The 24085-nt window shown below is 34.1% G+C and carries 26 protein-coding genes; 17 read left to right on the forward strand and 9 right to left on the reverse strand.

The genetic code is table 11. From position 1 onward, the window contains the following. Positions 1–52: 52 nt before the first annotated feature. A complete protein-coding gene (locus IEV50_RS03020; protein ID WP_188411757.1) occupies positions 53–736 on the forward strand; it encodes a hypothetical protein in 684 nt (227 codons plus the stop codon). A 55-nt stretch (positions 737–791) separates the two neighbouring features. Here IEV50_RS03020 and IEV50_RS03025 read toward each other — a convergent pair whose 3' ends face one another. Next, on the reverse strand, positions 792–1136 hold the full coding sequence (locus tag IEV50_RS03025) for a carboxymuconolactone decarboxylase family protein (RefSeq protein ID WP_188411758.1): 345 nt from the start codon (positions 1134–1136) through the stop codon (positions 792–794). Positions 1137–1195: 59 nt separating this feature from the next. Between IEV50_RS03025 and IEV50_RS03030 the strand changes: the two genes are divergently transcribed. Continuing rightward, positions 1196–1558: a hypothetical protein gene (locus IEV50_RS03030; protein ID WP_188411759.1), complete on the forward strand. Its 363-nt coding sequence runs from the start codon at positions 1196–1198 to the stop codon at positions 1556–1558. Here IEV50_RS03030 and IEV50_RS03035 read toward each other — a convergent pair. Continuing rightward, a complete protein-coding gene (locus IEV50_RS03035) occupies positions 1548–1880 on the reverse strand; it encodes an MGMT family protein (protein WP_188411760.1) in 333 nt (110 codons plus the stop codon). The genes IEV50_RS03030 and IEV50_RS03035 overlap by 11 nt on opposite strands. Continuing rightward, on the reverse strand, positions 1880–2530 hold the full coding sequence (gene trmB, locus IEV50_RS03040; protein ID WP_188411761.1) for a tRNA (guanosine(46)-N7)-methyltransferase TrmB: 651 nt from the start codon (positions 2528–2530) through the stop codon (positions 1880–1882). Before trmB ends, IEV50_RS03035 begins: the two co-directional genes overlap by 1 nt. Positions 2531–2645: 115 nt before the next feature. Here trmB and fcl point away from each other — a divergent pair, with 115 nt between their 5' ends. Continuing rightward, positions 2646–3572 (forward strand): GDP-L-fucose synthase, encoded by a 927-nt coding sequence (gene fcl / locus IEV50_RS03045; protein WP_188411762.1) that lies wholly within the window; start codon positions 2646–2648, stop codon positions 3570–3572. Positions 3573–3647: 75 nt separating this feature from the next. On the opposite strand, the gene IEV50_RS03050 is transcribed toward fcl, so the two are convergent. Both IEV50_RS03050 and IEV50_RS03055 read right to left on the reverse strand, forming a co-directional pair. Then, on the reverse strand, positions 3648–4430 hold the full coding sequence (locus IEV50_RS03050) for a GLPGLI family protein (protein WP_188411763.1): 783 nt from the start codon (positions 4428–4430) through the stop codon (positions 3648–3650). Between the two features lie 5 nt (positions 4431–4435). Next, positions 4436–7225 carry an outer membrane beta-barrel family protein gene (locus IEV50_RS03055; protein ID WP_188411764.1) on the reverse strand — a complete coding sequence of 930 codons (2790 nt, stop codon included), beginning with the start codon at positions 7223–7225 and terminating at the stop codon, positions 4436–4438. Positions 7226–7523: 298 nt separating this feature from the next. Here IEV50_RS03055 and IEV50_RS03060 point away from each other — a divergent pair, with 298 nt between their 5' ends. Continuing rightward, on the forward strand, positions 7524–8162 hold the full coding sequence (locus IEV50_RS03060; protein ID WP_188411765.1) for a GIN domain-containing protein: 639 nt from the start codon (positions 7524–7526) through the stop codon (positions 8160–8162). 99 nt (positions 8163–8261) lie between these two features. Here the strand turns inward: IEV50_RS03060 and amaB are convergent, their stop codons facing one another. Then, a complete protein-coding gene (amaB, locus tag IEV50_RS03065) occupies positions 8262–9803 on the reverse strand; it encodes an L-piperidine-6-carboxylate dehydrogenase (RefSeq protein ID WP_188411766.1) in 1542 nt (513 codons plus the stop codon). Between the two features lie 45 nt (positions 9804–9848). Next, on the reverse strand, positions 9849–10307 hold the full coding sequence (locus IEV50_RS03070; protein ID WP_188411767.1) for a nuclear transport factor 2 family protein: 459 nt from the start codon (positions 10305–10307) through the stop codon (positions 9849–9851). Positions 10308–10557: 250 nt separating this feature from the next. Between IEV50_RS03070 and IEV50_RS03075 the strand changes: the two genes are divergently transcribed. The 7 genes from IEV50_RS03075 to IEV50_RS03105 all read left to right on the forward strand — a co-directional run bounded on the left by IEV50_RS03075 (position 10558) and on the right by IEV50_RS03105 (position 16636). After that, the gene (locus IEV50_RS03075; protein WP_188411768.1) at positions 10558–11961 is read left to right on the forward strand and encodes a tetratricopeptide repeat protein; all 1404 of its coding nucleotides are present in this window, start codon (positions 10558–10560) and stop codon (positions 11959–11961) included. Positions 11962–12021: 60 nt separating this feature from the next. Further along, a complete protein-coding gene (locus tag IEV50_RS03080; protein WP_188411769.1) occupies positions 12022–12789 on the forward strand; it encodes a phosphosulfolactate synthase in 768 nt (255 codons plus the stop codon). A gap of 110 nt (positions 12790–12899) precedes the next feature. Next, positions 12900–13661 (forward strand): shikimate dehydrogenase family protein, encoded by a 762-nt coding sequence (locus IEV50_RS03085; protein WP_308785469.1) that lies wholly within the window; start codon positions 12900–12902, stop codon positions 13659–13661. Between the two features lie 47 nt (positions 13662–13708). Then, a complete protein-coding gene (gene gldD / locus IEV50_RS03090; RefSeq protein WP_188411770.1) occupies positions 13709–14296 on the forward strand; it encodes a gliding motility lipoprotein GldD in 588 nt (195 codons plus the stop codon). Positions 14297–14322: 26 nt separating this feature from the next. Then, positions 14323–14964 (forward strand): MBL fold metallo-hydrolase, encoded by a 642-nt coding sequence (locus IEV50_RS03095; protein WP_188411771.1) that lies wholly within the window; start codon positions 14323–14325, stop codon positions 14962–14964. A gap of 56 nt (positions 14965–15020) precedes the next feature. Continuing rightward, complete coding sequence (locus tag IEV50_RS03100; RefSeq protein WP_188411772.1) at positions 15021–16253, forward strand: ABC transporter permease; 1233 nt, start codon at positions 15021–15023, stop codon at positions 16251–16253. A 2-nt stretch (positions 16254–16255) separates the two neighbouring features. Beyond that, entirely contained in the window at positions 16256–16636 is a 381-nt protein-coding gene (locus IEV50_RS03105) for a hypothetical protein (protein WP_188411773.1), read from the forward strand. A gap of 132 nt (positions 16637–16768) precedes the next feature. Here IEV50_RS03105 and IEV50_RS03110 read toward each other — a convergent pair whose 3' ends face one another. Further along, positions 16769–18457 carry a sodium/sugar symporter gene (locus IEV50_RS03110; RefSeq protein ID WP_188411774.1) on the reverse strand — a complete coding sequence of 563 codons (1689 nt, stop codon included), beginning with the start codon at positions 18455–18457 and terminating at the stop codon, positions 16769–16771. 181 nt (positions 18458–18638) lie between these two features. On the opposite strand from IEV50_RS03110, the gene IEV50_RS03115 reads away from it, so the two are divergent. The 5 genes from IEV50_RS03115 (at position 18639) to IEV50_RS03135 (ending at position 21073) form a co-directional block, all read left to right on the forward strand. Continuing rightward, the gene (locus IEV50_RS03115) at positions 18639–18974 is read left to right on the forward strand and encodes a tRNA-binding protein (RefSeq protein ID WP_188411775.1); all 336 of its coding nucleotides are present in this window, start codon (positions 18639–18641) and stop codon (positions 18972–18974) included. Between the two features lie 14 nt (positions 18975–18988). Beyond that, positions 18989–19465, forward strand: a complete 477-nt coding sequence (locus tag IEV50_RS03120; protein ID WP_188411776.1) for a nucleoside deaminase — start codon at positions 18989–18991, stop codon at positions 19463–19465. A gap of 205 nt (positions 19466–19670) precedes the next feature. After that, complete coding sequence (locus IEV50_RS03125) at positions 19671–20279, forward strand: superoxide dismutase (RefSeq protein WP_229746598.1); 609 nt, start codon at positions 19671–19673, stop codon at positions 20277–20279. A gap of 91 nt (positions 20280–20370) precedes the next feature. After that, entirely contained in the window at positions 20371–20805 is a 435-nt protein-coding gene (locus IEV50_RS03130) for a hypothetical protein (protein ID WP_188411777.1), read from the forward strand. 82 nt (positions 20806–20887) lie between these two features. Further along, positions 20888–21073, forward strand: a complete 186-nt coding sequence (locus tag IEV50_RS03135; protein ID WP_188411778.1) for a hypothetical protein — start codon at positions 20888–20890, stop codon at positions 21071–21073. On the opposite strand, the gene IEV50_RS03140 is transcribed toward IEV50_RS03135, so the two are convergent. Beyond that, positions 21070–22002 (reverse strand): hydrogen peroxide-inducible genes activator, encoded by a 933-nt coding sequence (locus tag IEV50_RS03140; RefSeq protein WP_188411779.1) that lies wholly within the window; start codon positions 22000–22002, stop codon positions 21070–21072. The two genes, IEV50_RS03135 and IEV50_RS03140, sit on opposite strands and share 4 nt — an antisense overlap. Before the next feature lie 570 nt (positions 22003–22572). Between IEV50_RS03140 and IEV50_RS03145 the strand changes: the two genes are divergently transcribed. Further along, positions 22573–24084, forward strand: a complete 1512-nt coding sequence (locus tag IEV50_RS03145; protein ID WP_188411780.1) for a tagaturonate reductase — start codon at positions 22573–22575, stop codon at positions 24082–24084. Position 24085 lies beyond the last annotated feature (1 nt).

Here is a 24085-nt window from a genome sequence, read left to right on the forward strand (position 1 = left end):
ATGATGTGCCAAAAGCATTAAAATTGCGTTATCCTAAACATTAGCCTTTACTATGAAGATTTTTAGCTTTTTTACTGCGTTTTTTTTATTCAGCATTTTTTCGGTTGATGCACAAGACTTTATTGTAAAAAATAATGATGATGTAATTCGTGGAACGATAAAGGGAACGGATTACTTCTCCGTTTTTATAAGTGCAAATGACCAGACTGATGTAATTCTTCCGGCAAGGGATGTAAAGAATTTTTTCTGGAATGGAAATAGCTATTTAAGCAAGGGCTTCGCAACTGGTAAAAATTTAGAATATCGTTTTGTTAAGTTAATTGAAATGGGCGCTGTAAACTTGTATTCTTTTGGGGGCGAAACATTAATGCCTCCTGTAAAGCAGAAAAATGTAAGGTTTAGGCCCTCAATTGGAATTGGCACAGGTACTGGCGGCTATGGTAGCGGCATGGGTTTAGGCGGCGGATTAAGTATTGGTGGTGGCCGAAATACACCTGACCGACCAGCTGGTGCACCAGTGGTAAGATATTTTATCGAAAAACCTGGCGCCGGACCACTTCAGGAAATCCCGATTAAAGCCATTACCAATGATATTAAAAAAGCAGAAGTAAAAACGATTCTACTTCAAAAACTGGGCGATGAACCTAGTATTAAATCACAGATTGAGGCAAACACAGCACTAAACAGCAATGATGTTAGCAATATGGTTAAAGCTTACAATGCGGCTAAAAAATAAGGCAAGGATTTTGGGGATTTAAGGATTGTAAAATAATTGTGTAAAATACATCTTTTTAAATCGCATTCAACTCATCCCAGTATTCAACGGCTCTTCTGTAATGCGGAATAACAATACTTCCTCCAACCAAGTTTGCAATCATAAAAATCTCACTCATTTCTTCACTGTTAACGCCGGCATCATGGCATTTACCTAAATGATACTTAATGCAGTCATCGCAACGCAAAACCATTGAAGCAACCGAGCCTAACATCTCTTTAGTTTTAACATCTAAAGCGCCATCGGCGTAAGAGGTTGTATCTAAAGCAAAGAAACGTTTGATATTGGTATTCGCGGTTTCCATTATTCTATCGTTCATTTTTTCGCGATAGCCATTAAATTCTTCTACTAATTTTCTCATTATAATTTAGTTAAATCTTTTTTACAAATTATTTGTTTACATCAAAAGCAACAATCAACATGAAAATTATTACTCCTAAATTTCACGCAATATTAGATTTTGTTCTGATTATTTTATTATTGGCATCGCCCAACATTTTTCATTTAAGCGATACCGCTTCTACCCTATGTTATGCTTTGGCTGTAATCCATTTTTTATTAACAATAATTACCGATTTTAGCGGCGGCATTTTTAAAATTGTGCATTTAAAACTGCACGGACTAATTGAACTGGTGGTGAGTATTTTACTTGTAATTCTGGCCTTTACTTTCTTTAAAGGAAATCTAGTTGATGAAATCTATTTTGCCTGTTTGGGTCTTTTAATTTTGATAATTTTTACCCTTACCGATTACCAGAAAGCACCTCCATTAATTACAAGGTAATTTCATCCATCGGATTCCAGAATACCTTCTTAAAATCTACAACCTTATCATTTTTAACTTTTATGCCTTCCTGATCTAACATTTCTTCCATCAGTTCTGGCGGACTAAAATGAAATTTACCCGTTAATAAGCCGCTACTATTTACAACCCGGTGTGCCGGAACTTTAGGATGAGCTGTACCTGCGTAAGCCATTGCATGACCAACCATTCTGGATGATTTTGATGCACCCAAACTTTTAGCGATGGCTCCATACGAAGTTACTCTTCCCTTCGGAATAAGTCGAGCTAGCTCATAAACCTGTTCGTAAAAGTTGGTATCCATTACTCAAATGAAAATTGAATGTAGTTTATATTTTTATCGTGCAACAAATACTTTTTCTCGTAATATGTTTTAATAGACAAAACCTCATCAGCAAATTCTGATGCATATAAATGGTCAGTATTTTTATGAACTTTCAAACCTAATTCTTCTACTTTACCACAAGTGTAAAGATAAAGCAGGTCGTTATCTGTTTTAAGGTTAACCTTGCCACCTTGCTTTAAAACTTGCTTGTATCTGCTTAAAAACGCTGGAAAAGTTAACCGTTTTTTCTCGCGACTATCCTGCGGTTGTGGATCGGGGAAAGTTATCCAAATTTCATCAATTTCTCCATCTCCAAAATAATCCAACAGGTTTTCTATCTGAATTCTTAAAAAAGCAACGTTATCAATGCCCTCTTCAACTGCCGTTTTAGCACCACGCCAAATACGGTTCCCTTTGTAATCAATTCCTATAAAATTTTTTTTAGGGAACAATTTAGCAAGGTTAACAGAATATTCACCTTTACCACAGGCTAATTCCAGCACAATAGGATTTTCATTTCTAAAATGTTGAGCTGCCCATTTTCCCTGTAATGGTTTTCCTTCTTCTAATTGATATACGTTTGCAAATGTTTCTATTTCTGCAAAGCGTCTAAGTTTATCTTTACCCAAAAGTTTTTTTTCAGCAAAAATACAAAAATCATTTATCTACTTATTTTTTTGTTGCCAGTATTTATGGCTTTATTCATAATTCGTTGTACTTTTGCCAATATTTAATAAAGTCTCATTGGAAAAAAATGCTAAAATATATGTTGCGGGTCACCGTGGCATGGTTGGTTCAGCCATTTATCGCAAATTACAAAAAGAAGGATATACAAATCTTTTAACAAAAACTTCAGCAGAATTAGATCTTCGTAATCAGCAAGCCGCCACTGATTTTTTTGAAACTGAAAAACCTGATTACGTATTTCTGGCAGCAGCTAAAGTAGGTGGCATTATTGCTAATAATACTTACCGTGCCGATTTCCTTTTTGAAAACTTAGCCATCCAAAATAATGTAATTCACAATGCTTATTTAACGGGCGTTAAAAAATTAATGTTTTTAGGTTCGAGTTGTATTTACCCAAAATTAGCGCCTCAGCCACTAAAGGAAGATTATCTTTTAACCGGTATTTTAGAAGAAACTAATGAACCTTATGCCATTGCAAAAATTGCCGGTATAAAAATGTGTGATGCCTATCGCGACCAGTATGGCTGCAATTTTATATCCGTAATGCCAACCAATTTATATGGCTATAATGATAATTATCATCCAGAGAATTCGCATGTATTACCTGCTTTAATTAGAAAAGTTCATGAAGCAAAAATTAACAACGAAAAGCAGGTTACAGTTTGGGGATCGGGTTCGCCAATGCGTGAGTTTTTATTTGCTGATGATTTAGCAGATGCCTGTTATTTTTTAATGCAAAACTATAACGAAGCAAATCTAATTAACATTGGTGTTGGCCATGATTTAACCATTAAAGATTTAGCACTTCTAATTGCAGCTGTTTTGGGTTTTGAAGGTGAGTTAGTTTTTGATGCAAGCAAACCTGACGGCACACCACGAAAATTAATGGATGTTACCAAGCTTCATAATTTGGGTTGGAAACATAAAATTGAATTGCCTGAAGGAATTGCTTTGGCCTATGATGATTTTATGAGTAGATATTAGCAAAGCCAAGTAACCAATATCTAATTTCTCCATAAAGTTTTTCATGCGATAATTTACATTTTAGTAATAGAATTTCTAAAGAGAAAAAGCTTTGAGATCAGGCTGTGCATACTCACCCCAATCTTTCATTGCTGCCATTAAAACCTTTCTTAATGCAGCATTATCTACGGGTTTGCCTTTTGTTGGTGGTAGTAACTCTTTTTCCGGCACTACAGTTTCAGTAACCTTTGTTGCAAACCATGTTATATTTTCATGAGGCAATGCTAAACCCAAAATCATTCCTGGTAAACCAGCAAAAGATTCTGGCCCTCCCGATACGGCAATTTGATTACTGTAATAGGCAACAACATACACCGAATCCATAATTATTGCATTTGCTCTTCGGCACTCATAACCTGCAATGTCACGGGTTTCATCGGTAATTTTCCAGTTTATTTTGCGGATACTATCTTTAACAAGATAAGTTGCTTCATAAACGCTTTTTTGAATGGTATTGGTTTCAGTTTTAAAATCAGTTGCAACAACGTTTTTTAAATCAGCAATCGGATTATTCGCAAGCCAGTTGTTGTTAGCGGGTGATGAATCATCCTCAAATTTATATAATCCCTTGTCACTATTAAATTTAAGTAAGCTTTTTGCCGCTTTAAATTGAGGATTACTCTTTTTATAATTATCAAAAGCCTGATTCATATAACTTTCATTATTTTTAGTTATTCGCTTTTTAATAAGTGCGTACATATTCGACCTTTTTTCGAATTCGATAACACCATTTTTTATAAAGTGTACATTTTGCGCAAAGCAACTATTAGCTATAAAAATAATTGTGCAAATGATTGTAAGTTTTAATACTGTTTTCATGGTTATTAGTTTTGAGGTTTAGCGCCACCGCCCATTTTTGTAAAGTCCCAACTTAGTGAGAACATAAAATATCTTTTTATTGTTGTATAACTACTTTGTGTAATATTACCGTTTGAAGCTGAACGGTCAAACCCTTGGTTTTGGTTTAAAAGATCAAATCCAGTAATAGAAGTTTTCAAATTTTGTGCTTTAAAGAATTTCTTACTTATAGTTGTGTTCCATAAAAAGCGTGTAAACGACTCGTTAAAAGCTTGCGTTTTTCCGCGGTAAGTATATTCCCCATCAGTATTAATTTCAAATTTACCAGGCAATTGAATGTTTCCCGAAAGGTAACCCGAAGCCCCCCATCCATTACTATTAAAAGCTTGTTGAACTGACGCTTCTGTTGTAGAATAGCTAGGGCCGAAATAGGCATAAAAACTAAATTTTTTCTCAACATACTTTTGGATATTAATTGTTGGTGAGTAGGATGCATATTTAGTTTCATTCAAAACACTGTTTATGTAGTTATAAGAATTACTTCCATTCATATTAAATCCTATACCCATGGTAATACCTAAAATCTTCCTATCAATACTGGAGTAAACACTGAAATTTGTCGGTGTTTTGCTTGAAATATTAACAGATTTAAAAGTGCTTTTACCTGCGGCATCCGTAAATACATCGCTTACAATAGGGTTGTTTGTAAAACTATAATTTCCGCTGATGTATATAGATTGACTTGTTAAAACCTTGTATGAGTTATAGCGTGCATTCAAGCTACTTCTAAATGACGGCCTTAAATCAGGATTACCAAGGGTGATATTTAGTGGATCGTTATTTACTCTGATTGGTTGAATTTGTTCTAGAGATGGTTGGTTTGTATTTCCGTTGTAATTTAATCTAAAAGATTTTTGTTGAGAAAAGTTGTATTGATACATTGCCTGTGGCATATAATTTATAAAGTTTCTATTGTATGTTTTATTATTATACAAATCTTCTTGTTTAAATCTTACCCCGCTAAATTTAGAACCAGCATTAATTACAGTTTTACCCCTTTTATAGTTAAAGATTGCACCACCCTGATTTACAGTTTGATCCAATTGATAATCATTACTAAACTGTGTATCAAAAATATCATACTTTCCTGGCGCAGATTGGTTAAACGATTTCCTATCTGAACGACCATTGATTAAATTTAAACCATAATTTATAACCACTGTTAATGTTTTACTAATGGGTTCTGTATAAGCAAGGTTTGATTTAAAAACATTATTTTTAATGTCATTAACCTTATATTGATTTACATTAGCAATACTATCTAACGAACCGGTTGTACTATAAAAGCTATTTGAAGAATTTAAGTAGCCTTCTGTTTTACTGTCAGACACGGATTGACTTAAATTAAGTGATAACGTACGGCCTTTTTTCTTAAGCCTTTTTGTAAGAAAAGCATTGATGTTAAAAATTTTATCATCACCATCGTTAATCAAAGTTCTTGCACTCGTATTAAGTAAACTGTTATCACCCCTGGTACCTAAAGTCGAATAATCGTTAAATGTGGTACTGTTTTTTAAAGTTCCGTCTACATTTACTTTTAAAGTTAAAGTCGAATCCAGTTTAATTTCATACATCGCATCAAGTTTCTGTCTGAATATATCATTATCGTAAGTTTGATTCGAGGTGTTGTTGATAATACCAGTTGAAAGGTTGTTTTGGCTAATTGTACTTCTATCACCAACTACTTTTAACGAGCCGATTTTATAATTTGTATTTAAAGTTTCTTTATCATCGTTCCATTTATTGTCAAAATGCAAACCACCGGTTCTTGCAACCGGAATACCTTGCCCGTTATATTGGCCACCCCATCCCTCAAATTCATCGCCGCCACCGGTAAAATATATTCCGCCATCATCACTAACCGTAGTGCCGCCCGATGCACCAAGTTTTTGGCTATCTTCCCAGCCTAAACCTATCTGACCGTTATTACCTAATATACCATAGGCTGAGAATTTCTTTTTGCCAGCAAACTTATTAAATAATAACTGTCCCTGATAAAAACCATCTGTACCAACGCCGCCAACGGCTTTCCCAAAATAGCCATTTTTTGCATTTTCCTTAAGCTTAATATTTAGCGTTTTTGTTTTTTCGCCATCATCAATATCGGTAAATGTTGCCTGGTCACTTTTTTTATCATATAACTGAACTTTATCAACCATATCAGCACGAATGTTTTTGGTTACCAGTGTTGGGTCGTCTCCGAAAAATTCTTCACCATCTACTAAAACCTTAACATTTTTTTGGCCTTGTGCTGTAATTTTACCGTCCTTATCAATCTGGATTCCGGGAAACTGTTTAATCAAATCTTCTACTTTGGCATTTGGCTCTATGGTATATGCCTGCGGGTCGAATTCTGTTGTATCGCCTTTAATTTTAATTGCAGAGCGATTACCTTTAATAATTACATCGGCTAAAATTTGTGCTTTTCCCGTTAAGCTAATCTTTCCGTAATCAATATCTTTCTTTGTAGAATCTAACGTAAAATAATCTACAAAGTCTGCGTATTTAGGGTAAGAAACCAACAAAATATATTTACCGTTCTTGATATTGCTAATATCGAACAATCCATTTTCTGCAGACCGGGTGAATTTTACCAAAGTTGAATCTTTAGCATTTAAAACAGCAATTGAGGTTCCTCCTAATATTGCTGTTGTAGTGGTATCAATTACACGCCCTTTAATTGCGTGCAGGTTTTGTGCTTTTGCGGTTAAGAGACAAAAAAATAGAAAGCACACTGAGAGTAGTAATCTTTTCATAGATGAAATTAGGTTTATTGTCCGAATATAAAACTAATTCATTAGTTTAAAAGCATATTAACTCTTTTTAACAAAAATGTTATACGGATTTAATAACCCTTAATTCTTTTATTATTTTTTCACGCAGATAAGTCCTTTTTCGTATAGATATTACTGGCGTTCGTCTATAATATTATGGCTGTGGTATAATAGCGAGCTTTCCGCTGAAACGTTTTCCAGTTGTTGTCGTCTTATATTCAAAACAACCTAATAATTAGGGATTTAAAAAAAGATTTATAACATATAAAATATTAAAGTCATGAAAAATTCTATCAAAAACTTATTCGTTGCCTCTTTAACAATAGTTGCTTTAAGCAGCGCAACAATAGTAGCAAATGCTACAGAAGTTAATTCAAGCTACACAGCTCTAACTCAAGTTAGAAACATTACAAAAATTGCAGTTAGTGGAAATGTTAAACTTATCCTAGTTCAGGATGGTAAGGAAAGTATCGAAGTTTTCGATAAGTACTATGCAAACAATGCATTGGTACAACAACAAGGCTCAGAACTTCGCGTTAGCTCATTCAGTAAAGATGCGTTAACTGTTATTGCACACGTTAACAATATTTCATCGATCGAAGCTTCAAATACTTCTACCGTATTAACTTCTGGAAAATTCAATTTATTAAATCTTAATGTAGTTTTAAAAGATAGAGCATCGGCTAGCATTAATGCAAACACAATTAATTTAACAACAACAATTAATGATGGAACGAGCTTAAATTTAGAAGGAACAACTGAAAGCCATACAGCAGTTTTAGGTTATGAAGCTAAAATTAAAATGGACGATTTTGCTTCTGACAACACAAACATTAGCATTGTGCCAAAAGCAGTCTATGCAAATAACTTATCTCGATACGAAGATCTAAAAATCGACTTGTTAGAAAAACTTTTCTAACAATCAACATACATAGTTTAGTTTTAGTTAATGATGACAGCGAAGGAGCGATTCCTTCGCTGTTTTTTTACTATTAAATTTTAAAAGATGTTCCCTTTCCTACAAATCAAACTTTATACCTTGTGCCAATGGCAAAGTATGCGAATAATTTATGGTATTTGTTTGTCGACGCATATAAGCTCTCCAAGCATCAGAACCACTTTCTCTTCCGCCACCGGTTTCTTTTTCACCTCCAAAAGCACCACCAATTTCAGCGCCAGATGTACCGATATTAACGTTGGCAATACCACAATCAGACCCCTGATTTGAAAGAAAATGCTCTGCTTCCCTCAAGTTCAAAGTCATAATTGCTGATGATAGACCTTGCGGAACGCCATTCTGAAAAGCAATTGCTTCATCCAATGTTTTATATTTTATTAAATATAAAATCGGCGCAAATGTTTCATGCTGAACAATTTTATAATCGTTTTTAACCTCTGCAATACACGGTTTTACATAGCAGCCACTGCTATAATTTTCGCCTTTTAAAACACCACCTTCAACAACAAAATTTCCACCCTCAGCTTTACACTTTTCAATTGAATCCAAATAAGCTGTAACAGCAGCTACATCAATCAACGGACCAACATGATTATTTTGATCCAAAGGATCGCCAATTCTCAATTGCCCATACGACTTAACTAGTTTTGCTTTAAATGCATCGTAAATATTTTCGTGAATAATTAATCGTCGTGTAGAAGTACAACGTTGCCCAGCAGTACCAACTGCACCAAAAACGGCACCAATTAAACTCATATCCAAGTCTGCATGCTCAGAAATAATAATTGCATTGTTTCCGCCAAGTTCTAATAAACTTTTTCCTAAACGAGCACCCACAGCCGCAGCAACCGCTTTACCCATTCGTGTAGAACCTGTTGCAGAAATTAAAGGTACACGAATATCATTTGTCATCAATTCGCCAATCGATTTATCGCCAATAATTAGGTTTGAAACACCTTCAGGCATATCATTATCTGCCAAAACTTTTGAAATAATTTTCTGACAGGCAATTCCGGTTAAGGGCGTTTTTTCTGATGGTTTCCAAATGCAAACATTACCGCAAACCAAAGCTAGAGCGGCATTCCAACTCCATACGGCCACAGGAAAATTAAAAGCAGAAATAATGCCGACAATGCCAAGTGGATGCCATTGCTCGTACATCCGATGACTTGGACGTTCGCTGTGCATGGTTAAACCATATAGTTGACGGGATAAACCAACGGCAAAATCACAAATATCTATCATCTCCTGCACTTCGCCGAAACCCTCTTGCAAACTTTTACCCATTTCGTATGAAACCAGCGTTCCTAAAGCTTCTTTGTTTTTACGCAACGCATCGCCAAGTTGCCGAACAATGTCGCCTCTTTTTGGAGAAGGAACTGTTTTCCAGAAAAGGAAGGCTTCTTGTGCTTTTAAAATCACCCCTTCATAATCTTTTTGACTGGCGACACCAACAGAAGCTATTTTATTTCCATCAACTGGAGAAAAACTGTTTATAGTTTCTGAATTTAAAGAACCTCCCCAGTCGTTTCCTGTACTAAATGCCGCGTTATTAGCTTCTATTCCTAACTTATCTAATATAGATTGAATATCTGTTTTCATAATATATTTGCTCTTGATATTTTATTTTTGGTCAATACTTCAAAGCTAAGATTTACAATCATCTTTTCTTCTGGTATCAATAATATAAACGATTTGCCAACCCTTTTTGCCCTTAACAAGTTGAAAAGAATTCACTCCACAATGACTAAATTTATCATCAACGTAAAACTTATAGTCGGCCCAAACACTTGCCAATGGGCCATCAATTAATATCTTGGTAAACACTATTCGCTGATCATATTTTTGAGAATGAGGTGTGCCGATAAACTTAATAAATTCAGAAACAGATTCTGTCCGTACCATACTTTCACCATCTTTACTAACAATGGTTTGCAAAATACTATTCATTGCAAAAGCGGACGAGGATAATGTGCTATCACCATTCTTCATTCCTAGAAAAAGATTGTTGACTACTTTTTTCACTGCATCTTCATGAAAGCTTTGAGCCACCAGTTTTTCACTAAAAAATGCACATATTAGTGCTAAAACGAATACTCTTTTCATGACTTATTAATTACTATTGATAAGATAAATTTATAGTATTTTTGTAAAAGAAGGGAAAAGGAACCGCGATACCGAATAAAGTTGTTGATTATTCACACATCAAAACACAACTAATATCGTTTATTTTCAATGATTTACGTTGATTTAAACATCCAATGTTAGTAATTATTTTTAAACTACATTGGTAAATATTGTAAACTTATAATGTGTTTTTCTGCTAAATGGCACGGTTCTTTAATAGTATAACAATATGGAAGAAGAATTCTTTTTTGAATCCAATGAAGATGCACAACGTTCGATAGAACGTTACGAAGAAATGATCCGAAATAAGGATCAGTATTTTTTCGATGCAGGTGCTTTTGAATACATTGTAGATTTTTACATCGAAAAAAACGACCCTGTAAAAGCTTTACAGGTTGTGGATTATGCCGTTAGTCAACATCCGTATGCAACCGTTTTTTTAATAAAACAAGCGCATCTATTTATCTTAACAAATAATAACGAACAAGCATTTCTAGCTTTACAAAAAGCTGAACTTTTAGAACCATCCGAGCCTGACATTTATTTGCTTCGTGGCAATATTTATCAGAATACAGAACGCTACAGCGAAGCGCTTGAAAATTATGAAAAGGCTTTGATTTTAGCTGAAAACACAGATGAAATTTTATTGCAGATAGCTTATGTTTATCAAAGCATGTCTGATTATGAAAGTGCCATTACTTATATTAAAATGAGTTTGGAGCAAAACATGGAAAATCAGGACGGCTTATACGAATTGGCTTTTTGCTATGATGTTTTAGATAAACAAGAAGAAAGCATTAAATTTTACCAACAATATATTGATACTGACCCATACTCTTATGCAGCATGGTATAATTTGGGTAACAGCTTTCATAAACTTAATCTTTTCGAAAAGGCAATTGATGCTTACGATTATGCCATTTTAATTAAAGAGGATTTCAGTTCTGCATATTTTAACAAGGGCAATGCCTTGGTTCAGTTGGATAAATATGATGAGGCAATAGAGGTTTACAAACATACTTTCGAATATGAACAACCAAATGCAGATACTTATTGCGCAATTGGAGAGTGTTATGAGAAGTTAGAAAAGATGGATGAAGCCCGCTCCTATTACAAAAAATCGGTAAAAATGGATCCAAAAATGGCTGATGCCTGGTTTGGAATTGGTGTAACATTAAATCACGAAGAGCGTTATTTCGAATCCTTGCATTTCTACAAAAAAGCAATTGATTTAGAAGGAGAAAACCCTGATTTCTGGTTCGCAATGGCTGATGCTCATTACAAACTGAATCAAATTGAAGAATCTATTGCTGCTTATGAGAAAGTTTTAGAGTACAATCCGTTAGATATTGAAGCTTGGTTAGATTTTAGCACCGTTCTTTATGAGCAAGGAAAGCTTTTGGAGGCATCAGAAACAATGGCAGAGGCGATTAAGAATAATCCAGAAGCTGCAGAATTGTATTATAGAATGGTTGCCTATCTGTTTGCATTAGGAAGTTATGCAGATGCACTTGGTTATTTAGAAACCGCTTTAACAACTGACCCCGATAAACATTACATTTTATTTGAATATTTACCGCAGTTGCAAGATAACAGCGCCATTATCAACGTTATAAACAGATATATCAGGTAATAACCTTGTGAGAAAAATTTAACAAATAAATCTCAAATTTTTTTTCACTTTTGTACGTATATGAATTACCCATTATTAAACGTTCCCGAACGTCCTGCTAAACCACGCCAAAAAGGCTTAACAATGGTTATGGATAAGGGATTAAGCCTTCGCCAGGTAGAAGATTTCATTGAAGTCGCCGGCTTACATACAGATATTGTAAAATTAGGTTGGGCTACATCACATGTTACACCTAATCTGAAAGAGAAATTAGCTTTATATAAAAGCGCAGGTATCCCAACTTACTTCGGAGGAACGCTTTTCGAAGCCTTTATCATTCGTAATCAGTTCGAAGATTATCAACGCATTTTAGACCAATACGGAATGGAATATGCCGAAGTTTCGGATGGCTCTATAGAAATTGAACACGATATAAAATGTGATTACATCAGTAAATTAGCCAAACAGGTTACTGTAATTTCTGAAGTGGGTAGTAAAGATGCCGCAAAAATATTTGCTCCGTACAAATGGATTAAATTAATGAAGGCTGAAATGGAGGCCGGTTCATGGAAAGTAATTGCCGAAGCACGCGAGGGTGGAAATGTTGGTATTTACCGTGGTAGCGGTGAAGTTAGAGAAGGCTTGGTTGATGAAATCCTTACCCAAATTCCTGAAGATACAATTATCTGGGAAGCACCACAAAAAGAACAGCAAGTTTGGTTTATTAAACTTATCGGGTCAAATGTTAACCTTGGAAATATTACTCCCGCAGAAGTTATTCCTTTAGAAACCATTAGATTAGGATTACGTGGCGATACATTCGACCACTTTCTTAACTTAGGAAAATAATTCATTGCCGCCGACTTCAGTAGACGGTTAAAAATAAAGCAAAAATGGCTTTAGCCAAAACAGGCTGAGTCATTTTGTTTTTTCAGAAATGGCAACATTGAAAGGCCAAAATGAAAACTAAAATGAAAACTTACGGCTTAATAGGTTATCCGCTTTCTCATTCTTTCTCTAAAAAGTATTTTACCGAAAAATTTCTTAACGAAGGGATTACAAATCATCAATACGAACTTTTTCCTATTGAAAACATCAAATCTTTACCCGATTTGTTGGCAGAACAAACATCACTTTACGGCCTGAATGTAACCATTCCACATAAGATTACAGTTTTACCATTTCTAAATGATATAGAAGAAGCTGCAGAAAAAATTGGCGCTATAAATTGTATTGCCATAAGAAGCTTTGAAGGAGAGACGTATTTAAAGGGATTTAATACTGATGCCTACGGTTTTGAAGCTTCATTAAAACCATTAATTGAACCTCAACATACCAAAGCATTGATTTTTGGTGATGGTGGCGCAGCAAAAGCAGTAAAATATATATTAGAAAAGTTAAATATCGAATACAAAGTTGTTGTACGTAAAGCGGTTCCGGGTACAATTTTATACAGCGATATTACTGCAGAAATTTTACAATCGCACAAATTATTAATTAATACAACACCTTTAGGCATGTCGCCTAATGTTGATACTTGTCCTGATATCGATTATTCTCAATTAGATGAAAGCCATTTAGCCTACGATTTAGTGTATAATCCTTTAGAGACTAGTTTCTTAGCAAAGGCTGCAGAGCAAGGCTCAAAAATTAAAAACGGTTTAGAGATGCTACACAAACAAGCAGAAAAAGCCTGGTGCATTTGGAATAATATGTTGTAACTATCGTTAATGCAGTAGTATAAAAGCAACAATGTAAAGAAGCCAATATGAAAATAAAACACCTGTTTTTTCTTACTTTTATGCTTCTATTATTCGTGGCAGCTTGTCAGAATAACGATTATAGTCCAAAACCTAATGGTTATTTCCGAATCATTTATCCCGAAAAGAAATATCAGACTTTTGATAATGCAGCCCCATTTAGTTTTGAATATCCAGTATATGCAAAAATGGAAACTGATCGTGGTAGAAATGTTAAAAAAGATTGGTATAATTTGCATTTTACACAGTTTAATGGCTTTTTACACTTAACCTATTATGATGTTGCGAACAAAGCTGAATATGATGAAATGGTAGAAGATGCTAGAAAACTAGCATTTAAACACACCATCAAAGCAACCGCAATTGATCAGAAACTGATTAATTATCCTGACAGAAAAGTTTATGGCATTTATTATGCTATTGAAGGTAATACCGCTTCATCAGTGCAGTTTTTTTTAACAGATAGCACGAAACATTATTTTAGAGGAGCATTATATTTTAATGAGCGACCCCAGTACGATTCCATTGAGCCTGTTGTAAAGTTTATAAAAAAAGATATCGATAAAATGATATCTACATTTAAATGGAAGGATTAATTTCTTTCTCCAAAATATTTAGAAACATGATTAGCATAAAAATATTTACGTTTAACACCTATAGTGAGAATACTTATGTTTTATTTGACGAAACGAGAGAATGTGTAATAATCGACCCTGGCATGTACGAGGGCGCAGAGCAGAATAAACTTGTTACTTTTATAAAAGAAAACGAATTAAAACCTGTCCTGCTTCTAAATACACATTGCCACTTAGACCATATTTTCGGAAATAAATTTGTTTTTGATACATGGGGATTGAAGCCACAATTTCATAAAGGCGAATTGCAAATTCTACAAGCTGTACCAGGTTATGCACCTCAAATGGGTTTTACTAAATATGAACTTTCTCCCGAGCCAGAAACCTTTTTAGGCGAAACAGGAACAATAACCTTTGGAAATAGTAGTTTAGATTTAATTTTTGCTCCTGGACACTCGCCTGCGCATTTGTGCTTTTACAGCAAAGCTGATAACTTTTTAATTGGTGGTGATGTTCTCTTTTATGGAAGTATCGGCCGTACAGATTTACCAGGAGGTAATCATCAGCAACTAATCAATAATATTGAAACGAAGTTGTTTCTATTACCTGATGATTGCAAAGTTTATCCCGGGCATGGGCCAGCAACCACAATTGGTTTTGAAAAACAAAACAACCCATTTTTTAGTTAGTTAGTTAGAAAATCCAGCAACCTTAAATAGCATACTCTTTTCTTTATCTTTAAATCGTGAATACACCATTCTATATTGCCAAAAGGTATTTGTTTGCAAAAAAATCAACAAATGCCATTAATCTGATTTCGGGGATTTCTATGGTTGGTGTTATGGTTGGTAGCGCCGCTTTAATAATAATTCTTTCTGTATTTAACGGCCTTGAAGTAACCATATTAAATATGTTTAATACGGTTACTCCTGAATTAGCAATTTCACCCGTAAAAGGTAAAACCTTTAACCCAGATACAAAATATTTTAATCAGCTGAAAAACAATAAAGATGTTTATTCCTTTACAGAAGTTCTGCAAGAAAATGCCTTATTAAAATACAACAATAAGCAAGCTGTAGGATTGGTTAAGGGAGTGAGTTATGATTACCTGAAAAATTCAAAATTAGATAGCACTATAAAAGAAGGTAGGTTTGTTTTAAATAATAAAAGCGGTTATACTTCAGTTATTGGGTCGGCATTACAAAGTTATTTAGCAGTAAATACGGTAGATCCTTTTACTGAATTAGAAATTTTTTCTCCAAAAAAAAATATATCAACTAGCACGTTAAATCCTGCTGATGATTTTGTAAACAAAAGTATTCGAGTTAGCGGAGTATTCGAGGTTCAGCAGGAATTTGACAACGGAATTATAGTACCACTCGGTTTTGCAAGAGAACTTTTAGGCGAAGATAAAAATGTTTCATCAATAGAAATAAACCTCCAACCTGGGGTAGATATTGATAAATTTCAGGAAGAAGTTGCAGAGAAAGCTGGCTCGGCCTTTGAAGTAAGAAATCGTGCCGAGCAGAATCGTTCGCTTTATCACATCCTATATACAGAAAAATGGGCGGTTTACATTATCCTTACTTTTATCTTAATAATTGCTATATTTAATATAATAGGGTCTTTAACAATGCTTGTAATTGATAAAGTAAAAGATATTGCAATATTAAGCAGCTTGGGTGCTAGTAAAAAGTTAATCAAAAGAATCTTCCTGTTAGAAGGAATGATGATAACCATGTCAGGATGTGTGCTTGGATTAATAATTGGAATCATATTCTATTTTTTACAACACAATTTCGGATTGATTAAAATGGGAGAAGATAATATGACGCTTATAAGCTCCTATCCCATAGGCTTAAAGTGGAAAGATTTTATTTTAGTTTTTGTAACGGTTGGCATTTTCTCATTTTTGGCATCGGCTTTGTCATCTAATTTAAGCGTAAAGAATATAGAACAGATTAATCAATCATTATAATCATGAAATTATTTAAACAAGCAACTGTATTCGTTATGCTAACCGGCGTGGCCATTACCGCTTGTAACAGAACAGAAAGGGCAGAATCGACAAGTAATATTAAAACCGTTAAAGGCTTATATAGTTTTGGCCCTGAAATGAAATCATTTACACTTTGCGAAGATGGAAGAGAATATTGGGTTGCTGACAGTGTTAAAAACCTTGAACTTTCTTATAGTAACCTAAACTTTGAGAAACCATACGAGCCTGTTTATGTAGAACTACAGGGTTACTTTGCAAAATCTGATACAGCAACAGTAGCTGCTGATTTCGATTCTACATTAGTGGTAACTAAAGTTATAAAAATCAGCAAAGAAATCCCGGAAGGACCTTGTGCCCAGTAGTTATTTTTAATAACTACACTATCAATTACTTTTTGCAGAACATCATCTATAGCATAAGTGATTATCCATAACGAAGCAAAAAAAAGCTTTTCAATTTCCCGAAAAGCTTTTAAAAAACCATTTTAATTTTATTTACCAGTAAATGCTGTAAAGCGCAACCAATAAACCAAGAATTAACAAGGCTCCAACTGCAAAACCGGTTGATGTTTTAAACATCTTCGAATCAATTTCAAGTCCTTTGCTATTTACACCTTTTCTGCCTTCAATCATACTAATAATAAACATTCCAATTATACAGAATATAAACACAAAGCCCATCCTGTCTAGAAATGGAATTTCATATAGCATGCTTCCATTTTCCTGCTTAACAAGCTTCGAGAATCCCATACCTGATAACCAGGAAAGATCTGACCATTTCGGAACAAATTTAAGAAACAATGACAAGGCAAAGCCGCCAATTGTGGCGAACAAAGCAGCATTAGATGTTGTTTTTTTCCAAAAGAATCCTAAAATAAACATGGCAAAAATACCAGGCGAAACAAAACCGGTATATTCCTGAATATATTGGAAACCACCTTTTTTATCGATACCTAAATGCGGGGCAATTAAAACCCCTAAAACCATCGCAACTACAATTGCTATTTTACCGGTTAAAACTAGATTTTTCTCCGTTGCATCTATATTTAAAACCTTTTTATAAATATCTAAAGTAAATATGGTTGCAATACTATTGGCTTTACCAGCAAGCGAAGCCACAACTGCTGCGGTTAATGCCGCAAAAGAAAGTCCTTTTAATCCGGCAGGCAAAAGATTAAGTAAAACAGGGTACGCTCTGTCGGGATTTACCGAACCATCTTGAAGCATTTCTGATTGGAATGCACCATCTTTATATAGGACATAAGCTGCGATACCAGGTAGCACAACAATAATCGGCATTAATAGCTTTAAAAAAGCTGCAAATAAAATACCGCTCCTGGCTGTTTTCAAATCTGCTCCCAGCGCTCTTTGGGTAATGTATTGGTTACAACCCCAGTAATTTAAGTTCACAATCCACATTCCACCAATAAGAACACTAATACCCGGTAAATCAATATAGTTTTCGTTCTCTGGTTTTAAAATCATGTGGAAATGCTCTGATGCTTTTGATGTCATCAAACTATATCCTTCAAAAACCCCTTTAGTGCCGTAATGATCAGAAACTAAGTTTAGGGCTAAATAAGTTGTTGCTAGGCCACCCAAAATCAGGAAAAACACCTGAATAACATCTGTATAACCAATCACTTTCATCCCGCCAAGGGTAATAATAATTGCAAAACCTGCTATGGCATACATACAGAGATCGAGGCTAAAACCCGAAATACTGCTTACTGCCAAAGCACCCAAATACAGAATCGAAGTAAGATTTACCACAACATAAAGCAACAACCAAAACACCGCCATTATCATTGCTACTGTACCATTGTACCTTTGATGTAAGAATTGCGGCATTGTTGAAATATTATTCTTCAGGTAAACCGGAATAAAGAATACCGCTACAACAATTAGTGTCGCTGCCGCCATCCATTCGTAAGTAGCAATTGCAAGGCCCATTTTAAAGCCTGAGCCACTCATACCAATAAATTGCTCGGCAGATATGTTTGATGCAATTAGCGATGCACCGATTGCCCACCAGGTTAAAGAACCTTCTGCCAGAAAATAATCTTTCGACCCCGTTGATGCAGATTTTTTCTTGTTGTAAATGTACAGACCGTAAGCGGCAACAATTACGAAATAGATTAAAAATACAATGTAATCTTTCGTATCCAGTAAGTTATTTTTCATTAATTATTCAATATTATTTGGTTCAGAACTCTAAATGTAATGAATCAAAAAAATAAATCCAGATTTTTAACAAAATAAATACGTTGATAAAGCGTATTCCGAATGTACGAGCATATCATTTAGAGATAAATATTAAATTTTAACGCTTATATTTTAATTTTAGCAAAAAATATTGTTAATCATGAAGGAGATAACTTGGGATGATTTTGAAAAAATTGAATTGCGAATTGGAACGATATTAGAAGTTTTCGATTTCCCTGAAGCGAAAAAACCTGCATACAAATTAAAGGTAGATTTCGGTGAATTTGGCATAAAAATGAGTAGTGCGCAAATCACTAAACTTTATAACAAAGAAGAACTAACCGGCAAACAAATTATTGGAGTTATTAATTTCCCGAAAAAACAAATTGGCAAGTTTATGTCTGAATTTTTGGTTACAGGTTTTGCAGATGAAAATGGAGATATTGTTTTATCAACATCGAATGGCAAAGTTCCAAACGGTAGTAAAATGATATAACCTATATTTGAACCATGAGTTTTTATAATTTCGAAAATAAAGATCCCGACGCAGAAGATATTCACTATATGAAACTAGCTTTGGCAGAAGCAAACAAAGCTTTAACAGAAGATGAGATTCCGATTGGCGCAATTGTTGTTTCAAAGAATAGAATTATTGGCCGCGGTTATAATTTGACCGAGCGCTTTAATGATGTTACCGCACATGCAGAGATGCAGGCCTTTACCTCAGCAAGCCAAACAATCGGTGGTAAATATTTAACTGATTGTACTTTGTACGTAACCATTGAGCCATGCGTAATGTGCGCAGGTGCAAGCTACTGGACACAGATAAGCAGAATCGTTTACGGCGCCCGGGAAGAAAAAAGAGGCTTTCTATCTAAGGGAGCTAATTTATTACACCCCAAAACACAATTAAAGGGCGGCATTTTGGCTGAAGAATGTGCCGAACTTATGAAGAGCTTCTTCGCAAAGAAAAGAGAAAACGGTTAATTCTGCTAGCATTCACCTACAATTGCCAATAACCCTACGCCCATTTTTTTAACATCAGTTTAAAAAATAAAGACGTTCAAATAAATTCAGAATTGCGGATACCAAGCTAAAAAAATCATTTGATGATAATAACATGAACAAAACTTAACCTTCGAGTGTTATATTTGTTTCAATAAAAATTTTAAACTTTAAACATATAAATATTATGGCTTTTGAATTACCTGCGTTACATTACGCAACCGATGCATTAGAACCGCATATTGATAAAATGACCATGGAAATCCACCATGACAAACATCATCAGGCTTATGTTACCAACTTAAATAAAGCATTAGAAGGTAAACCTGAAGCAACTTCTAGCATCGAAGATATTGTGAAAAATATTTCAAAATATCCTGCAGCGGTTAGAAATAATGGCGGTGGACACTATAATCACTCGTTATTCTGGAATGTCTTAGGCCCGAATAAAGGTGGCGAACCAACCGGCGATTTAGCTAACGCAATTAATTCTGCTTTCGGTTCATTTGCTGATTTAAAAACTAAAATGCAAGAAGCAGGTGCAACTCGTTTTGGTTCTGGCTGGGCTTGGTTATCAGTTGGTGCCGATAAAAAATTGCAAGTTTCATCCACTCCAAACCAAGATAACCCTTTGATGGATATAGCTGAAGTAAAAGGTACCCCAATTTTTGGTATTGATGTTTGGGAACATGCGTACTACCTGAAATATCAAAATAAGCGTCCTGATTACTTAGCTGCAATCTGGAATGCAGTTAACTGGGATGCGGTTGCAGAGCTTTACAAAAAAGCGTTATAATGTAACCAAAATTTAGATAATGTAAAGCCTGCAAACACAATTTGCAGGCTTTCTTATTATTTGATACCTTCGTGTTATTATATTTGAACTTATGAAAAAGCTTATATTCTTATTCTTTCTGGTTATCGGTTTAAGCAATTTGTCTTTTGCACAACAAAAAGCGCCAACCCCAGCTGATATTGCAAAGAAAAATGTTGAAGATTTAGATAAAAAACTTAAACTGAATGATACTCAAAAAAGTATTATTTACAGCTTAACCTATAATCAAGCTAAAGAACAATCTGACTTGGTTAAAAGGCAGCAAGCTGGCAACACCAAAGAAGACGATATAGATAAATACTATAAGCTACAAAACGAAACATCAAAAGGAATTCGTAATGTTTTAAAGGGCGAGCAACAGGCTCAATACGATAAAATTATTGAAGAACGTTTAAGTGGCAAGTCAAATAAAAAAAAGAAAAAAGGTGACGAAGAGGTTGAAGCTGATATAAATGGCTTACTCATAAAACCTGAAAAAGTAAACTAAGCTTTAATATAAATGCCTGAAATATTAGTCTGAATTTTTGTACTCTGCCTTTTATTATCAGCTCAACTTTTAGCTGGTTTTCTTGCAAAAAGAACAGGAAGAAGCTTTTGGTTTTAATTTTTTCATTTCCTTCCTTATCCTAATTATTTCATTAATTATCCTGATATTTTTAGAAGGTAGAAATCCTGAAACACAGCGTTATGAGTTAGCTCATTATGTTGATAAAATTAATCAGGCTAATAGAATTGAAGCTTCTACTGCCAACTAAATTCCAACGATATCTTTTTTCTTTTTTTGTTTCATTGATTTGGGAATAATTTCCAAAATTTCATCTTTCAATGCATTAAGCATTCTTTTTTTAATGAAATTTTTGTTTGTAACGAGGCTAATCTCACGAACAGGTTCAGGAGATTTAAAATGTCTTATTTTATTGGTTTGCTTTGCATTTAATTCAGCTATTGCAAGTTCAGGAAGTAAGGTAGCTCCCCCATTCAAATCAACCATTCTAACTAATGTTTCTACGCTGCCAGTATTATATTCCAAACCCTGAAGCCTGTTATTTTTTGTAGATCGGCAAATATTTAAAACTTGATTCCGCATGCAATGACCTTCGTTTAAAAGCCATATATTTTCATCATTTAAATCATCAGCATCTAAAGCCTTTTTTTTATATAGCTTACTATTTTTACTAATATAACTCACAAAATTTTCATAATAAAGAGGTATTTCTATTATATTAGCATCTGTTAACGGTGTTGCCAAAATTCCACAATCCAGTACACCAGTTTTTAAATGATGAATAATATCCTCTGTAGTGTATTCCCAAATCATTAATTTAAGTTCGGGGTATTTTTCTAACATTACAGAAATAACTTCTGGCAATAAATATGGAGCAACGGTTGGGATAACACCAATTCGCAATTCACCTAAAACATCATGTTGCTGGCTGCTAATTAACTCTTTAACTTTTCCACTTTCCTGAAGAATAATTCTGGCTTGTGCAACAATTTGAATTCCAATTTCAGTAGGACTTACCGGTTGTTTACTTCTATCAAATATTTTTACACTAAGTAACTCTTCGAGCTTTTGCACCTGCATACTTAACGTTGGTTGGGTAACAAAACACTTATCAGCAGCGGTAACAAAACTCCTGTAAGTATCTACTGCAACAATGTATTCAAGCTGAACTAAAGTCATATAGGTAAAATTGATTTATAATTTCAAATATATAAGTTTTAACTATGAAAGCCTTTTTTTCGTTGTTAAATAATTGTTTAAACTTGATTGATTTTTAATGCTTCCGATAACAAACTTTAGTTAATAAGTTAAGGGATTTAGCAAGGTGAAAGCCAAATCGATATTAAAAACAGACTTTAAACTTACTGATCCGGCAAAAGTGGAAACATAAACTATGTGCTTTGGCAACGATTGCATAGATTTACTTTTGGTTTTACCTTTAAACATCGTAAACTTGTTTTAATAATAACCAAGTATATTTTAACAAAAGCTAATTCATTACTTCTTTTTAAAAATTTTAGCCCTATTTTATATTTATTTATATACCACATTGTTAATCTTTATATTAATACAGATTTTAAATAAATTCGCTTCTAGCTTTTAGAAAAAACACTTGGTTATCAGATGTTGAAACATAACGTCTAGAAAACAAACAACTTAAACCTTAAAAAAACATTATTTCTACACCTTTTAAGGTAAAATACATAAGAAATAAGTCTAAAATTATATTTGACGAAAAATGAATAACAAATGATTTTAAGTAAAGAAAATTTAAAAAACATAAGCGGAGTAAGTGTAAAAATACCTGCAGCAGAACTTCTAGAATTGCCTGAGAAAGTAATTCAATTTGGTACTGGCGTTTTGCTAAGGGGCTTACCCGATTATTTTATAGATAAAGCGAATAAAAAAAGTATTTTTAATGGTCGTATTTTGGTTGTTAAATCAACATCGCAAGGTGGTGCCGATGCTTTTTCTAAACAAGATAACCTTTATACACTTTGCGTAAAAGGAATTGAAAATGGTGTAAACATTGAAGAAAACACAATCAATTCTTCAATAAGCCGTGTTTTGTCAGCTTCGCAAGATTGGACTGAGATTCTAATGGCAGCGCATAATCCTGCAATGCAGGTGGTAATTTCAAATACAACGGAAGTTGGAATTGTGATGAGCGAAGACAAAATAACAGATAATCCTCCTCAATCTTACCCAGGGAAATTGCTTGCATTTTTACATGAAAGGTTTAAAGCCTTTAATGGCTCTGCAGAAAGTGGAATGGTTATCGTACCTACAGAATTAATCAGCGACAATGCCGATAAATTAAAGGAAATTTTGCTGAAGTTATCCATCCAAAATAAGTTAAGCTGGGATTTTGAACAATGGTTAAAAACTGAAAATCATTTCTGTAAAACCTTGGTGGATAGGATTGTTCCCGGCAAACTTCCTATTGAAAAGCAAAAAGCAATTGAAGCGCAGCTCGGTTATACTGATGAATTAATGATCATGGCTGAACCTTTCAGGCTTTGGGCAATAGAATCATCTAGCGAAAAAGTAAAAGAAATTCTTTCTTTCGAAAAGGCAGATAAAGGTATCTTAATTGTACCGTCAATAAATAAATTTAAAGAACTAAAACTTCGTTTGCTAAATGGAACGCATACTTTAAGCTGTGGTTTAGCCATATTATCTGGCTTTAATACTGTAAAGGAAGCAATGGCTGATGAAGTCTTTGCTAAATATGTTTCTGCCTTAATGCAGCAGGAAATTGCTAATTCTTTAGAAAATGATGAAATTACTTATAAAGATGCTGTTGATTTTTCCCTTAGTGTAATAGATCGCTTCAGCAACCCTTTTTTAGAACATCAATGGCAAGCAATTACGCTAAACTTTACCTCAAAAATGCAGATGCGTAACATGCCTTTAATAAGAAAATATTATAGCCAGAAAAACCAAGTACCACCACTTATTGCCCTTGGACTTGCGGCTTACATAATTTTTATGAATACAACAAAAGATGGCGAAAATTATGTAGCAAGTGCAAATGGGAAAAAATATCCTGTTCAGGATGAATTTGCAGAGATTTTATATAAATACTGGCAAAATCCTGAAACTGCAATTGATAATATTTTAGGAGACAGGCGCTTATGGGACAAAAACTTAAACAACTATCCGGGTTTCAATCAGGCAATAAAAAATAATGTTGTTTTATTACAAAGTATAGGTGCAAAAGAAACAATGACTAACTTGCACACAGAAAGAATAATTTAAA

It is taken from the genome of Pedobacter mendelii (assembly GCF_014635725.1).
Classification (GTDB): Bacteria; Bacteroidota; Bacteroidia; order Sphingobacteriales; family Sphingobacteriaceae; genus Pedobacter; species Pedobacter mendelii.

Bases quoted from the DNA above. Each gene is read 5' to 3' on its own strand.
- IEV50_RS03055 (WP_188411764.1), bottom strand. From the start codon at position 7,225: ATGAAAAGATTACTACTCTCAGTGTGCTTTCTATTTTTTTGTCTCTTA.
- IEV50_RS03110 (WP_188411774.1), bottom strand. From the start codon at position 18,457: ATGAAAAATAACTTACTGGATACGAAAGATTACATTGTATTTTTAATC.
- IEV50_RS03140 (WP_188411779.1), bottom strand. From the start codon at position 22,002: ATGACTTTAGTTCAGCTTGAATACATTGTTGCAGTAGATACTTACAGG.
- IEV50_RS03125 (WP_229746598.1), top strand. From the start codon at position 19,671: ATGGCTTTTGAATTACCTGCGTTACATTACGCAACCGATGCATTAGAA.
- amaB (WP_188411766.1), bottom strand. From the start codon at position 9,803: ATGAAAACAGATATTCAATCTATATTAGATAAGTTAGGAATAGAAGCT.
- IEV50_RS03030 (WP_188411759.1), top strand. From the start codon at position 1,196: ATGAAAATTATTACTCCTAAATTTCACGCAATATTAGATTTTGTTCTG.
- IEV50_RS03060 (WP_188411765.1), top strand. From the start codon at position 7,524: ATGAAAAATTCTATCAAAAACTTATTCGTTGCCTCTTTAACAATAGTT.
- IEV50_RS03120 (WP_188411776.1), top strand. From the start codon at position 18,989: ATGAGTTTTTATAATTTCGAAAATAAAGATCCCGACGCAGAAGATATT.
- IEV50_RS03085 (WP_308785469.1), top strand. From the start codon at position 12,900: ATGAAAACTAAAATGAAAACTTACGGCTTAATAGGTTATCCGCTTTCT.
- IEV50_RS03070 (WP_188411767.1), bottom strand. From the start codon at position 10,307: ATGAAAAGAGTATTCGTTTTAGCACTAATATGTGCATTTTTTAGTGAA.
- IEV50_RS03115 (WP_188411775.1), top strand. From the start codon at position 18,639: ATGAAGGAGATAACTTGGGATGATTTTGAAAAAATTGAATTGCGAATT.
- IEV50_RS03080 (WP_188411769.1), top strand. From the start codon at position 12,022: ATGAATTACCCATTATTAAACGTTCCCGAACGTCCTGCTAAACCACGC.
- IEV50_RS03050 (WP_188411763.1), bottom strand. From the start codon at position 4,430: ATGAAAACAGTATTAAAACTTACAATCATTTGCACAATTATTTTTATA.
- IEV50_RS03075 (WP_188411768.1), top strand. From the start codon at position 10,558: ATGGAAGAAGAATTCTTTTTTGAATCCAATGAAGATGCACAACGTTCG.
- IEV50_RS03095 (WP_188411771.1), top strand. From the start codon at position 14,323: ATGATTAGCATAAAAATATTTACGTTTAACACCTATAGTGAGAATACT.
- IEV50_RS03145 (WP_188411780.1), top strand. From the start codon at position 22,573: ATGATTTTAAGTAAAGAAAATTTAAAAAACATAAGCGGAGTAAGTGTA.
- gldD (WP_188411770.1), top strand. From the start codon at position 13,709: ATGAAAATAAAACACCTGTTTTTTCTTACTTTTATGCTTCTATTATTC.
- IEV50_RS03020 (WP_188411757.1), top strand. From the start codon at position 53: ATGAAGATTTTTAGCTTTTTTACTGCGTTTTTTTTATTCAGCATTTTT.
- IEV50_RS03035 (WP_188411760.1), bottom strand. From the start codon at position 1,880: ATGGATACCAACTTTTACGAACAGGTTTATGAGCTAGCTCGACTTATT.
- IEV50_RS03130 (WP_188411777.1), top strand. From the start codon at position 20,371: ATGAAAAAGCTTATATTCTTATTCTTTCTGGTTATCGGTTTAAGCAAT.
- IEV50_RS03105 (WP_188411773.1), top strand. From the start codon at position 16,256: ATGAAATTATTTAAACAAGCAACTGTATTCGTTATGCTAACCGGCGTG.
- IEV50_RS03025 (WP_188411758.1), bottom strand. From the start codon at position 1,136: ATGAGAAAATTAGTAGAAGAATTTAATGGCTATCGCGAAAAAATGAAC.